Raw genomic sequence first — 13,161 nt, 5'->3', positions numbered from 1 at the left:
TGTTGTTCAGGTTTTGGTGATGCTACGGCGCGACCGTGGTTTCAGCGCTGGATGTTGCCGCTGCCAGGACTGCATCGGCGATTTGCGTGGCGCGAAGTGCCTGGGCGAACGTGACTGGAGGGGTTTCACCGGCGCAGAACTTCAGCGCCGTGTCTGCTTGCCGCAGGAAGAGGTCGGAGGGCTCGAAGGTCCTTTCGTAATGGCCGCCGTGCCGCTCCCACACGTGAAGGGAGTCGTTGGTCCAGAGCATCCGGCCTTCACTGGCCAGGACATCGATGGTGAGGCTCCAGTCGCCCTGATTGAGACCTTGAGGTTCCTGCCAGGGAGACCAGTAGCTCTGCAAGGTGAATACGACGCCCTCAGGAAACTCGAGGGCGGACACGACGTGCTCCGGTACCGGCGACCCATACAGGCTGCTGCTGGCGCTGGTGGCAAGTACTTTCGGGTCGCCGTCAAACCATGATGAGACTAATTCGATGGCGTGAATGCCATTCACGACAGCGACGCCGCCCTCCTTGGGATCAGCGCGCCATGAATTGACGTTCTGTTTATGGGCGACCGAACGGACAGAAACGGCGATCACGTTCTTGTCCCTGATCCATTGAGTGACCTGTGCGGCGGCGGGATGCTGGTGGAGCGTATACCCGACCATGAGTCTCTCGTTCACCCCGGAAGCGGCAGCCAGGACGGCAGCACCTTCGGCATCTGCGGCCACCGGCTTTTCAGTCAGCACCCGGAATCCCCGGTTCAGCAGATCTGCGCATATGACCGGTTGCACCGTGGTGGGTAATGCTACGACCACAAGGTCCAAATGTTCGGGGTGGAGTTCCGCCGTAGTGGGCATCAACTGTGCCCCGAGCTCCTGCGCGAGGGCGACCCCGCGCCCGTCCTTCTCCACAAGGACGGTGACCTTGGCACCTGCCGCGGCAAATGCCCGTGCGTGCCTTGATCCGGCCCAGCCGCCCGCTCCTACGACAGCGACGCGAGCATGTCCCGCCGCGGTCATCATGTAGCGCCGCCAAAGATCCGGCAAGGAAGGAACCAGTTGATCATCACATCTCTCCTTCGAGATCGCTTGCAATAAAGGTCGGTTGCAGGAAGGGTCTGTCAGGGGTCTATTCGGTTCGTGTATTCGGGGCCCGGCGTTCCCCGCTTTCGGCGAAAAATATTTCGGCCTTGTGATCTGCTGCAGTCGGGCTCTGCAGCAGTTTCTTTAGTGCCTGGCCGTACCACGTGGAAGGCATCCTCGAGAAAGCGTGGCTTGTTGACCATCATGGCTCCTGCCCACAGCACCAGGAGCCAGGCTCCGAGCATGCCGAACGAGGGCAGCCAGCCGTCCCCCGGATGATGCAACAGACCAAAAAGGAACGGGCCAACGCTTGCCAGGGCGTAGCCGACTCCTTGGGCGAACCCGGAGAGGATCCCTGAGCCGGATTGCGTTCGTGTTCGCTTATTGATCAACGTGAACGCGAAGGAGTACACGCCCTGGCCAAGTCCGGCAATGGCGACCCAAACCACTGCAGAGGCTGGTGGAGCAAAGATTATGCCCCCGTAGCCGATGGCGAAGGCGACGACAAAGACGATTGCGACGGGTAGCGGACGAGGCGTTCTCACCACTACCAGAGGCACAACCAAGGCGACTGGCAGGGCGAGGATTGAATAGAGCGCCAGCATGGATCCAGCGGTTTCCTGACTCATTCCTCTGTCGATAAGAACAGCGGGAAGCCACGTGAGCGCAGCGAAAGTATTGCTTGAGCACCCTGCGAAGACTAGTGCTACACCCCAGCCAATCGATGATCTCCAGGGTTTGATCGCACTCGTAGGGGCAGACGGCCCATCGCTGGCTGGTGATGTCCTGGATCGGGTCACAGCCCGCTTGCCCGTGAGAACAATCAGCCACGGTATCGCAGCGACCGCGCTGAAGGCCGCCCAGATGCCGATGGAGAACCGCCAGCCATAAAGATGTGCCAAGGGTATGGCAGCTTGGGCGGCCACAGCCGTGCTGACGCCCAGGAGAGTTACGTGGAGCGCTGCGAGCATCCCGATTTTGTCGGGAAAGTACTTCACCAGCAACGGCGGAATCACGACATTGACCAGCCCGATCCCGAGCATGGCGACCCAGGTGAACACCAAAAACGCCGGGATGTTCCATCCCAGTGCGCGGCCGACCTGACCCAGTGTTGTCAGCAGGATCGAGACCAGTAGCAGGTGTTCCAGCTGGATACGCCGGAGGAGCGGCGGAGCCAGGAAGCCCATCACTGCGAAGCCGGCGGTCGGCAGCATCCCAAGGATCCCTGTCGTCACCGCGTCGAGGGGAAGGTCCTCGCTTATTGGACCAAGGAGCGGGGACACCGCCGAAACGGCTTCTCTGGCGCTGAATGCGACCAGCAGGATGCCGGTAAGCGCCGCGAGCCGGCCGCTTAGCGGTTGTCGCCCCGCTCCCCCGATGTGTGGGCTGCCCTGACGCAGGCGAAAGAATGCTATATTTTCACCTCCGTATTTTCAGCAGGTTTGTTCAAGCCAGGTTCCACGGTGCCCGCATCAAGGACTGGCAGCGCAGTGGAGAATGGGCGAGCTCGTTTGGTTGTTAGCTTTCGTTTACTGCGTGGCTGGCCCATTCCCGGCCGGCTTGCTCTTCTGTTGGCAAACCGGAGGCAGCGAGAATCCGGTCAAGCAAGCGTTGGGTATGGACAGCTTCCCGGCCTGAGGTAAGTGGCTGCGCCCTGTCCGCAACCCGGTCCAGGAAATGATGAACGGCGGCCGCAAAGCCCAGAGTTTCTGTCGCAGTGGCCCAGCCATAGGCCTCGGCGCTAAGTTCCCGCGATGTGGTGACTCGGTTGACAGTAGTCGATACTGTTTCGGGTGCCCTGACTTCGACGGTCTTTCCGTCGCCGTAGGCGTCCAGTTTTTCGTTCCATGCTCCTGCCGTACGGGCTGCCATCAGCACTCCGGTGTTGCCGGTACTGAAGCGGATAATGGCTGCGACGCCGTCTTCTTCCCACGGGTCATCGCCGGCTGCATGCGCGGCCACGTCCACGGGTTCGCCGCCGCAGTACCAGCGGAGGAGATCGACCATGTGAATGGCGTTCTCGAATGTCGCGCGGTATTCCGATCCGGGGCGGTTCTTTTGGGCGACGCAGAACGTAGCGCCCTTCTCACCGAACGCCTCGCGTCCTGCCCTGTAGACAGGTGCGTAGCGGCGGTTGAAGTCCACCATCAGGATGCGGCCCCTCTCATCGGCGAGGTCCGCCAGACGTCCTGCCTCCTCGGTTGCCGGAGCCAGGGGCTTTTCGCAAAACACGTCGACGTCGCGGTCCAGGCACAGTTGGACTGCGTGGGCGTGCTCGGAGCGTGGCGTGAGGACGAAAACTGCATCCAGCTCCTGGGAGGCCAGCATGTCTTCCACTGTTTTGTAGGCGGCGTTAAAGCCCCAGCGCCGGACCAGGTTGCCCGGGTCCTCACGCCGGGACACCAACGCGGCCAACTCGACATCATCGCGTTGGACGAGGGTGGGCAATTGGGCAATGGTGGCGATATTTCCCGCGCCGACAACTCCGACGCGCAGACGGGTGGTGGTCATCAGGCGTTCCTCACTTCAGCGAGACCGGAAAGCATTGAGCGCAGGACGGCGGCGGATTCGCGGAATCCGTCCTCGGGCGCGGGGAGGTCTTGCGGGTGCCAGCGGTACTCGAGTTCGATGCTCAGCACGTCGTCGTAGCCATGCTGCAGCAACCCGGCGAGGATTTGAGTCCATGGAACGACGCCGCTTCCGACGACCCGCGACCGGACGGCCCGCTCGGAAGCGTTGACCCGGGCTGTTTCCGTGGCTCGGAAGGCCGCGTTGGGATCGGTGAAAACGAGGTCCTTCACGTGAACGTGACCGATCAGGTCACCTTGAACAGCGAGGGCCTGTTCGTACGTTTCGTCGTGGGTGAATGTCAGGTTCGCCTGGTCATAGAGAACGCGGACGGCCGGATGGGCAATTTCCCGGACAAGGGCAGCTGTGTCCGCCGCGGTCTGGGTCATGGTGCCGAAGTGGTTTTCCACGCAAAGGCGAACCCCGGCCTGGTCTGCTTCGGGCGCGAGGGCCTCCAAAGCTTCGCGCAGTTTTACCCAACGCGCCGCGTGGTCGTTGTCCCCGGGGTGCCACGAACCAGCATAGACACGGACCCGGTCAGCGCCGAGCAGGTGCGCAGTCTCTATGGCGCCACGGAATTCATCGACTGCTGTGCGCCATTCCGCATCGTCCAGTGAGTTGATGGCTGTTGTGTAAGGCGTCAGACCCACGATGGGTACCCCCGCGCTTTCGGCCGCTTTCAGAGCCTCCGTCGCGGCACGCCGGTCACCTAGCGGCAATCCTGATTTGTAGTCATTCTGGTAGATGACTTCGGCGGCATCGAGCCCTGCGGCTCGGAATAGATCAAGTGCTTGGGGAACCGTGTGGTCCGGGGTGCCTAGAGTGTGACCGGCTAGCCGCATTGTTTATGTCCTTTCTGAAGTGTTTGGAGGTGCTGCCCAGTCCGTGGGACCGACCAGCCGGGGCGGGCTTGCGACGCGGGATCGATCCACGATTTCCATCAGCAATCCCCAAGGGGTGACGAAATATGTCCAGCGATTGCCGGCTACTCGGGGGCTGTCGCCGGCGACTTCTTTGCGCTCACCGAGCACGCGTACTCCAGGTGTTGACTGCAGCACTCCGATCGCTTCGTCGACGTCGTCCACGACGAAGCACAGGTGGTGGCCGCCGGCGTCGCAGTGCCGCGGCGGGGTATCACGCCGCTCAGCGCTGCTCCATTCGAAAAGCTCGATGTTGAGGTTTGGTGGCAGGCGCAACATTGCGAGCGTGAGCTTGGCATCTGCCGGGACTCCGAAGTTTGTGGGCATGAATTCTTCGTCGGGCCCGCGTTCGGAGCGGTAGAGCTCCTCAGCCCCAAGGACTTCGACGAAGAAGCGGATGCCTTCCTCAAGGTTTGGAACTGTCAGGCCGACGTGGTCTGTGTGCTGGAGCCCGGGCAGACGCCGAAGCGTCGACTCCTGTCCCCTGGTCATTTTCGTGGCCCAGAGGTGGAGCCGCGGACCAGAAGCTGAGGTTCGAGGACGATGTGGTCCACGGAGCCGTCAATGTTCTGCTTCTCAGCCAGTTCGATGGCGATGTGTCCCATGTCGGCGATCGGCTGGCGAACCGTGGTCAGAGGAGGGTTGAACCGGGCGCCGAGAGCGAGACCGTCGAAGCCGATGACCGACACGTCCTCCGGTACCCGTACGCCACGTTGGCCGAGTGCCGAGATGACCGCAAAGGCCACCATGTCATTGGCCGCGATGATTGCCGTTGGAGGATTGTCCATCTCGAGGTAATGTTCTGCCCCGCGCGTGCCCGCATCCAGATCCGACCCGCTGTCCAGCACGACAGGTGCACTGCCGCTGTCGGCGGACAGCTCCAGATAGGCGTCCATCCGGTCCTGGGCGGTGTGCGTTCCGGCGATACCGGATACGTAGCCGATCGAGGTGTGCCCCAGAGAGTGCAGGTGCTCCAGGGCGATCATGATTCCGCGGCGGCTGTCGACGGTGACCGTTGGGACGGCATCGTCCCCTTCAACCCGGTCGATCACCACGACCTTGTGGCCGAAGTCGAAGCGTTTCATAGCTTCGGTATCGACCTTTGTGGACGGCGCGACGATGCCGAAGGGGGCATACATGGCCTGCATGGCGGTGAAGTATCCGTCGGTTTTGGCCGGGTCCCCGTTGGTGACGCAGAGCAGTAGCTGGTAACCGCGCTCATCCGCAGCCTGGGTCATCGTCTTGGCAAGTTCGGCAAAGAACGGGTTGGTGATGTCAGGAACGATCAGCGGGATGAATGTGCTGGTCTTGGTCCGAAGAGCCTGGGCGAGTGGACTCATCGTGTAGCCGAGGCCTTCGGCAACTTTGAGGATGTGTTCACGCGTTTCCCTTTTCACGGCTTCCGGCCGGGAGAATGCCCGGGAAACGGTGGACCGGTGGACGCCGGCAGCCTTCGCGACGACGTCGATACTCAGATCAGGCATGTTCTCTTCCTCCGTGCTGGTCGTCATAGGCCCGCCAAATCGGGCGCATAACGTCTTCGAGCTGGGCCAGCGTCGGCAGGCCCCGGAATCCATCATCCAGCGTCCGGGCGACGCTCCGCACGAACGGATCGTAAAGAGGGTCGCTATCCACATTGATCTTGTCGACCTCCGTGGTGCCATCCAGTGCCGTGAACGTAGCTGTACCGTCCGAATCAACGGAGGCGAATCCTGCCTCACCGACCGAGGTGAAGCTGCAGTAGCGCTTAAGCGGCGAGCCAGGGAATGCATAGCCAACCTCCACAATGGCCTCGCGCCCCTCCGGCGTCGTGATGATGAGGCTTGCATGATCCTCAACAGCCTGATTGTGAAGAACCGATGAGAGCCGGGAGTCCACAAGGGCTGCTGACTCATCGCTACCCTGGAGGAACAGATCGACAAAATGCGGACCCAGGTTCGCCAGACACCCCCCGCCCGCCTTGACCGGATCGAGCATCCAGGGATTGGCATTATCGAGATACCGGGATGGTGGACCAGCAATAAATGAGGTTCGCTGGTAAGCGGGCCGCCCTGCCTTGGCAAGCCACTGATCTGTGGGTCCGCCGCGCTGGACCAGAGGGACAGTGACAGGCACGCCAGCAGCCTCGGCGGCCTGACGCACGGCAGAAAGCTCGTCAAGGGAAGTGCCCAATGGCTTTTCCACGACGAACGGAATACCACACTCGATCAGGGCGAGACACTTTTCGGCCATACCCTCATGGGGACCGAAGACATATGCGAGTCCGACATCGGGGAGATCAACCAGCTTCCGCCAGTCGGCTTCAACCGGCGCCCCCCACCCTTCGGCCAGGTCCTGCACCTGCACGCGGGATACGTCGTCGTCACTGACTCCGATCACCTCGTGCTCTTCGGCAATGGCCGGCGCACAGAGCGGAACATGCCAATGGGAAGCACCAAGAATGATTGTGCGTACGTAAGTCAACCGCAATACCTCCTTGTATGAGATCGGTTGCTGAGATCGGTTGCAATAACACTATGGATGGTGGGAGAGTTTGTCAACGGAACTAAACACCAACAAGGGGTCGGGTCGCTCAAGAAGTAAGAGAAACCCGGCCAGAGAGAGGCCAGCATGTACAAGAAACTCCGCACCCTGCAAACCATCCACGAGTCAGGGGCCGTCCTCATCGTGCGGTTGGAGAACGCGGAGGTTGCCGAGCGTGTTGCGGAAGCTGCCATCGCAGGAGGTTTCCGGGCACTCGAGATCACGCTTTCAATTCCAGGCGCTGTCGACGTGATTCGTCGGCTCGCCGCCAAACACGGCTCCACCGGCGTGGCAATCGGTGCCGGAACAGTGCTGGACGAGCACTCAGCGTATGAATGCATTCGGGCCGGCGCTCAGTTCCTGGTCAGTCCTCAGCTGAACCCCGCGATGATCCGTACCGCGAACCGGTACCAGATACCAACCATCAGCGGCGCCTACACACCCACTGAGCTTGTTATCTCCGCCGAGGCAGGGGCCGACATCATCAAGCTCTTCCCCACCGAAGCCGGCGGCATCCCCTATGCCAAATCAGTCCTCGCCCCGCTCGCACATCTGCCGATCATGCCAGCTGGCGGCGTAACCGTAGAGAACGTGGGCGAATGGTTCGCGGCGGGCGTTGCAGGCGTCGGCGTCGGCAGCTACGTGACGAAAGCATGGCAACCCGACGGCGACTTCTCCCGCGTCACCGAGGCCGCCAAGGAGTTCCTGTCAGCTGTAGCAAAGGCCCGCCAATGAAGGCCCCCAAAGTCTTCATTGTCATCGGTCCTGCCGGCTCAGGGAAAACAACGATTGCCCAGCAAACAGCCCAAGAGCACAGGGCTGCGTACCTAGACAAGGACCGGGTCAGCGGCCGCTTCGTCGAATTCGCACTGACCGCTACCGGCCATGATCCCACCGACCGCGAGTCCAACGACTACTATCGCGACAATCTGCTGCCCCTCGAGTACGAGACTCTCATGGATGTGGCGGGGATAAACCTGCGCCTCGGCCGATCAGTGGTCCTTGATGCTCCCTTTGGAGCCTATTTCGGAGACCCAGACTATCTGAGTCGTGTGGCAGAAGAATTCCAATGGCCGTCACCCGCGATCACCGTAATACGGGTCCGGGTACCTCAAGACGTTCTACGCATGCGACTCACCCAGCGCGGACTGGAACGAGATCGATGGAAACTTGCCCACTGGGATGACTACTGGTCCGTACATGGCAGCCTGGAGTGCTCCTGGTCCGGAGTGGATTACCAAGACGTCAACAATGAGGCGCCCCGTCAAGCCGATTGAAATGAGCCGGTGTCGGGCGCATGGCTCCACTCGCGCACACCGGGCACCTGTGTAAGTGGAGGCTCGATAGCCTGCATGGCCGCCCCAAGCCAAGGCCCATCTTTGAAATTGCGTCGCGACCGCATCAGACGTTGACAAGGATCACATCTCCTCCGTATCGTAGCTTGCAACCGATCTCAGCAACCGATCTCATTAGGAGCTCGCGAGACTGGATAAGCTCCTTCATCTTCAGCGCCCTAAGCGATGCGTCGGCTGTTCGTCATGGCAGGCAGTTGTCCCGCAAACCGACTTAACAGCCGGGCGAGACCCGCACACTGAGGTGTCGGGCACTACTCAATACCCCTCCACAACAAACGTGAAACTATGGAGAGTTCAATGAAGACCTCACAAGACGCCCTCGGCAGCCTGGGCCCGTCCGATCGTCCCAAGACGCCCGATCGTGGTTACCGCAACATAGTGGCAGGCACCATCGGCCACTTCGTGGAGTGGTACGACTGGTACATCTACGGGCTCCTGGCAGCAGTGTTCTCATCCCAGATATTTCCGAGCGATGACCCATTCACCTCCCTAATCGCAGCACTGCTCACCTACGCCGTCGGCTTTGTTGTACGCCCGCTCAGCGGAATCATCATCTCTCCACTTGCCGACCGTTTCGGCCGAAGGCTCATCCTGACGCTGTCCATCTCCGGGATGGCGCTCGGCTCGCTCATCATCGGCCTCACACCTTCATTTGCGACCATCGGCTACGCAGCGCCTGTTCTCTTCCTGGTTGCGCGGATCATCCAAGGCATCTCCGCCGGTAGCGAGGGACAGAGCGCCATCGCATTCATGGTTGAACACGCTCCCGCGAACCGAAGGGGCCTGTTCGGTTCGTTCACCAACATGGCGAGCGGCCTCGCGACCCTCGCAGCTACCGGTTCCGCGGCAATGGTGACAGCATCCTTTTCGCCCGCCGACCTTGCCGCCTGGGGCTGGCGCATCCCGTTCGTCGTGGGCGGCATCCTCGGCATCGTCGGTCTCGTCCTGAGGGCCCGTGCACAAGAAACCCCTGAGTTTGAAGCAGAGTCCCTGGTCGACCAGAAATCCGCCGCAGCCCGCCTGATGGACCTGCTCCGCGAACACCCCAAGGCGCTGCTGCAGGCAGCAGCGCTCTCTGCCCCGGCCGTGGCCTACTACACCTGGGCCACCTTCCTCCCCACCTACGCAAAGCTGACCACCGGCCGGGACCTGGCCTCCACCCTGGCCGGAAGCGTCATCGGGCTGGCCTTGCTCGTGATCATCGTGCCGGCCTGCGGATACCTTTCCGACCGCCTCGGCCGACGCAAAATCTTCCCCATCATCGGCGCCATAGGCATGATCGTGCTCTTCTACCCCATGCTCCTGCTGCTGAACCAGCCCGGCTTCGGCGTGTACGTTCTGGTATCGGCGTCCGGATGGGTGGTTCTCGGTATCTGGCAGTCGGTATATCCGACCATCCAGGCCGAACTGTTCCCAGCTTCGGTACGGGTATCGGGCATCGGCTTTGCACACCAAATCGTAATTGCAGTCTTCGGTGGCACCGCACCGCTGATCGCCGCTGCGTTCGTCGGCGCCGGACAGCCAATGCTCGTTGCGGTCTACATGATCGCCATTGTCGCCCTCAGCCTCATCGTCTACTTCACCCTCCCGGAGACCGGCAGCCGGGCCGCCCGCGCCACCGTAGCTCCCGTCGATCCAGAAGTACTCGAAGGCGAACGCCTGCTCCTGGGCACTCCGCAGGCCGCCGACGAAGCGACGCGTTCCCGGTAGGCACAGTTGTACCTACGAAGCCGTGACGGCTCGACCGGGCAAGAAGGGGCGTGGCTCTGCCCCGGGTCTCGTCGAGCAGTCTGGCACCGCGGACGCGATCCCCGACGCAGGATCGAGAGTCCCGTGCCTTGTGAACCAAGCAAGTTTTCTCCATAGCCACAGAACTGAGAGGATATTTCCACATGAACCAAATGATCATTAATACGTTTTCTTACCTATGGTCATCCACGGCAATTGATGCGATTGCTGAATTGGTCGACCATGGGTATGAGACTTTTGAGGTTCCGATCAGCTCCCCGCACTGCTGGCCTGATGAACTATCCGGTCCGGAGCGCTCGGCAATTTATGCACAGCTCAATGGGTACGGTGCGAAAATCAGGTCACTGAATGCTGGCGGATATGACATCAATCTATCAAGTCCCGGCGCAAATATGCGCCGTAAGAGTGTCGAGCACATCAAGTCCGTGATTGACCTGGCTGAAGCCTGGGAGGTCTCCGAGGTTGTCATATCCCCGGGCACAAGGCGTCCCATGATTTCACCGTCACTTGAAAACGTTTATGGGTGGATGTACGAGAGCCTGGAGAATCTCATCCCGCTTGCTAAACAGGCCGGCACGCGACTGCTCTTCGAAAACACCCCCTATTGCTTCACGCCCACCATCCAGGACTTGGCAGGGGTCGTAAGCACGATCAACGACGACTCAGTCAAGATCGTGTACGACGTCGCCAACGCTGCCTACATAGGTGAGGATCCCGTAGAAAGTCTGCTCTCCCATCACGAATGCATTGGATTGGTACACATTTCTGATACGGGCACTGACACCTGGGGCCACGATCCGATCGGCACCGGAGTAATCGACTGGAGCGGACTGGGCAAGGCCGTCAAGGAAACGTGCGGAGTCAAGAACGTTGTTCTTGAGATCATTCGCGAAGAGAACCCCGTCCAAGAATTCAAGAAGGCAATGCAGGACCTCAATGATCAGGGCTGGGAACTGGCAAATTAGCCCGATGCTTGGGATCACGGCGTGGTAGCCGAAGGCCTACAGAAAAAATTGTAAATAGTTCACACTGCGAATCGATCATCAATGCCAATGAACTTGGCATGTTCTGATTCTAATGAATCTTTGCATCAGCAATTTTTCGTATGTGAACGACTGATAAAGGAGTATGTGCTATGAGAGCTTTGGTTAGTGGCGGAAGTAGCGGCATAGGAGCAGCGACCTGCCAGAGAATCGCAGAGGCGGCTCTGGCTCGTGGCGTACACCCGATGATCGCAGTGGCGGGACACGATTCGAACGGCAACCAGGAGCAAGTCGTTCGTTCAATCCAGTCAATGGGCGGTACCGCTATCGCATTGGCGGGCAACCTTGGTGACCCAGAGGTGCCAGGTAAATTGGTAGAAGCCGCGGTAGCCGAATTTGGCGGGTTGGACGCACTCGTAGCAAACGCGGGGATCGCAAACCCTGGCGCCATCTGCGACGTGTCCCTGGAGGACTGGGACGACATGTTCTCCGTCAACCTCCGCGGCGCGTGGCTTCTCGCGAAAGCAAGCCACCCACATTTGAGGCAGAGCCGCGGTTCCGCCTGCTTCACCTCTTCCATGTCTGGTCAGGTACCACACGCTGGATCGGGTGCCTACAGCCCCAGCAAAGCTGCGCTGACGATGCTGGCCCAAACACTCGCGCTGGAATGGGCACCCGAAGGAATTCGCGTCAACGTCGTCTCCCCAGGAATGACCCACACACGGATGACCGAAAAAATGTACGCCGATCCCCAAATCAAAAAGGCAAGGGAAAACATCATCCCCTTGGCAAGAATTGGAGAGCCCGTGGACATTGCGAACGTGATCGAGTTCCTCGTAAGCCCCCTGGCGGGCTACGTCACCGGGCAAGACATCTGCGTCGATGGCGGCTTCACCAAGTCAATTCTTAGCCATATCCCTGGTCGACCCAGCTCCAAATCTTGACCCCGGTCCGTAGCGGTACCCGGGAAGTGACCTAGCTATCCCCAGGGAACAGCGGCAGCCCGCACCGCAGCACCAACCACTACAGGCGAGCCAACCCCAGGCACGTGCCCTGCCCCCCCCCATGGCGACTCAGGGCACAGATGCGTGCTGGATCGGTCCCGCTAGGCCGTCCTGCGTTCGTGCTCGGCTCAACGCTGCAGCAGTCTCGCCCGAACCGGCCGACTGGCCGCACACTCTCGCGAACACCACGGCCGTCGCCCCGCGCACGCACCTCTGAGCTCCGGGGGGTCCATGCGTTAGAAGAGCCGTCGCGGAGATGGGAGCGGTGCACGTCCGATTCGCGTACGCCCCAACCTGACGTCAGGCTTTCGCTCAACACCGTCAGAATAGGCTCCAGAAGGTATTTCTACACTCCCTTGGCGAAGAGGCTTAGATCCCACGTGACAGACAGTCGCCAGCGGCCGGTCTTTGCCGGTAGGCCGACGTATGCTCCAGCAACATCGAGTGCTACCAGGCTGCCTGGGACCGTGTGGAATCCCGTTCTTTGCGCCGACTTTCCTATGCATACGGCTGTGCTGTCCCCCTCCCGGCTTGCAACTTGCCCCGCCACAGCCTCGTTAGGTGCTTGGCGTTCCAAAATGATCACGATCCAGTCCGGCAGACTGCCCTGCTGGTCTTGACGATGGTGCTCCCCCGGTCCGGTGAATCCGATGCTGCATAGGCTGGGACCGGATTACCCCGTGGAAGGACTACTGCTGCAGTCCATCCCGGGACCTCCATTGAAGTCCACGTGTCCAGACTTCCGCGGAAGTTTGTGCACACACCCTGGCCTGAATGCGCCTGAGCTGCGACAACACTGGCGGAGTAGGTGGTCTCCAGTCCCACACACCTCGCTCTGGGCCACCGGCTTGCAGGCGTTTCATCCTGTGCTATTGCCCTCTCCGGCGCCACGGCATGTTAGCGGCCATGAAAAACTGCCCATAGGCGGCCACGAAATTGCCCGCTGACGGCCAGTAGAACTGCCCGCCGGTGGCCATGAGATCTGCCCAC

At 60.7% G+C, this 13,161-nt stretch carries 12 protein-coding genes; 5 read left to right on the top strand and 7 right to left on the bottom strand.

Annotation, left to right across the window (positions count from 1 at the left end):
• Positions 1 to 22 precede the first annotated feature (22 nt).
• The 7 genes from J2808_RS21770 to J2808_RS21740 form a co-directional block, all read right to left on the bottom strand.
• Complete coding sequence (locus tag J2808_RS21770) at positions 23 to 1,009, bottom strand: Gfo/Idh/MocA family protein (RefSeq protein ID WP_309820874.1); 987 nt, start codon at positions 1,007 to 1,009, stop codon at positions 23 to 25.
• Between the two features lie 98 nt (positions 1,010 to 1,107).
• The gene (locus J2808_RS21765; RefSeq protein ID WP_309820872.1) at positions 1,108 to 2,352 is read right to left on the bottom strand and encodes an MFS transporter; all 1,245 of its coding nucleotides are present in this window, start codon (positions 2,350 to 2,352) and stop codon (positions 1,108 to 1,110) included.
• A 235-nt stretch (positions 2,353 to 2,587) separates the two neighbouring features.
• Complete coding sequence (locus J2808_RS21760; protein ID WP_309820870.1) at positions 2,588 to 3,580, bottom strand: Gfo/Idh/MocA family protein; 993 nt, start codon at positions 3,578 to 3,580, stop codon at positions 2,588 to 2,590.
• Entirely contained in the window at positions 3,580 to 4,479 is a 900-nt protein-coding gene (locus J2808_RS21755) for a sugar phosphate isomerase/epimerase family protein (protein WP_309820867.1), read from the bottom strand. The genes J2808_RS21760 and J2808_RS21755 overlap by 1 nt, the downstream gene beginning before the upstream one ends.
• 3 nt (positions 4,480 to 4,482) lie before the next feature.
• Positions 4,483 to 5,049 (bottom strand): VOC family protein, encoded by a 567-nt coding sequence (locus tag J2808_RS21750; RefSeq protein WP_309820866.1) that lies wholly within the window; start codon positions 5,047 to 5,049, stop codon positions 4,483 to 4,485.
• The gene (locus J2808_RS21745; RefSeq protein ID WP_309820864.1) at positions 5,046 to 6,041 is read right to left on the bottom strand and encodes a LacI family DNA-binding transcriptional regulator; all 996 of its coding nucleotides are present in this window, start codon (positions 6,039 to 6,041) and stop codon (positions 5,046 to 5,048) included. The genes J2808_RS21750 and J2808_RS21745 overlap by 4 nt, the downstream gene beginning before the upstream one ends.
• The gene (locus J2808_RS21740) at positions 6,034 to 7,020 is read right to left on the bottom strand and encodes a Gfo/Idh/MocA family protein (protein ID WP_309820862.1); all 987 of its coding nucleotides are present in this window, start codon (positions 7,018 to 7,020) and stop codon (positions 6,034 to 6,036) included. The genes J2808_RS21745 and J2808_RS21740 overlap by 8 nt, the downstream gene beginning before the upstream one ends.
• A gap of 147 nt (positions 7,021 to 7,167) precedes the next feature.
• On the opposite strand from J2808_RS21740, the gene J2808_RS21735 reads away from it, so the two are divergent.
• The 5 genes from J2808_RS21735 (at position 7,168) to J2808_RS21715 (ending at position 12,111) form a co-directional block, all read left to right on the top strand.
• Positions 7,168 to 7,815, top strand: a complete 648-nt coding sequence (locus tag J2808_RS21735; protein WP_309820860.1) for a bifunctional 4-hydroxy-2-oxoglutarate aldolase/2-dehydro-3-deoxy-phosphogluconate aldolase — start codon at positions 7,168 to 7,170, stop codon at positions 7,813 to 7,815.
• Positions 7,812 to 8,357: a P-loop nucleotide/nucleoside kinase family protein gene (locus J2808_RS21730; protein ID WP_309820858.1), complete on the top strand. Its 546-nt coding sequence runs from the start codon at positions 7,812 to 7,814 to the stop codon at positions 8,355 to 8,357. The genes J2808_RS21735 and J2808_RS21730 overlap by 4 nt, the downstream gene beginning before the upstream one ends.
• A 375-nt stretch (positions 8,358 to 8,732) precedes the next feature.
• The gene (locus tag J2808_RS21725; protein ID WP_309820857.1) at positions 8,733 to 10,145 is read left to right on the top strand and encodes an MFS transporter; all 1,413 of its coding nucleotides are present in this window, start codon (positions 8,733 to 8,735) and stop codon (positions 10,143 to 10,145) included.
• Between the two features lie 182 nt (positions 10,146 to 10,327).
• Positions 10,328 to 11,149, top strand: coding sequence for a sugar phosphate isomerase/epimerase family protein (locus J2808_RS21720; protein ID WP_309820855.1), 822 nt, complete (start codon positions 10,328 to 10,330; stop codon positions 11,147 to 11,149).
• A 170-nt stretch (positions 11,150 to 11,319) separates the two neighbouring features.
• Positions 11,320 to 12,111: an SDR family NAD(P)-dependent oxidoreductase gene (locus tag J2808_RS21715; protein ID WP_309820854.1), complete on the top strand. Its 792-nt coding sequence runs from the start codon at positions 11,320 to 11,322 to the stop codon at positions 12,109 to 12,111.
• Positions 12,112 to 13,161: the final 1,050 nt, after the last annotated feature.

This window comes from Pseudarthrobacter sulfonivorans (genome assembly GCF_031454915.1).
GTDB classification, from domain to species: Bacteria; Actinomycetota; Actinomycetes; order Actinomycetales; family Micrococcaceae; genus Arthrobacter; species Arthrobacter sulfonivorans_C.
Note: the sequence above shows the minus strand (reverse complement) of the source record. Positions and strands in the feature narration are given on the sequence as shown.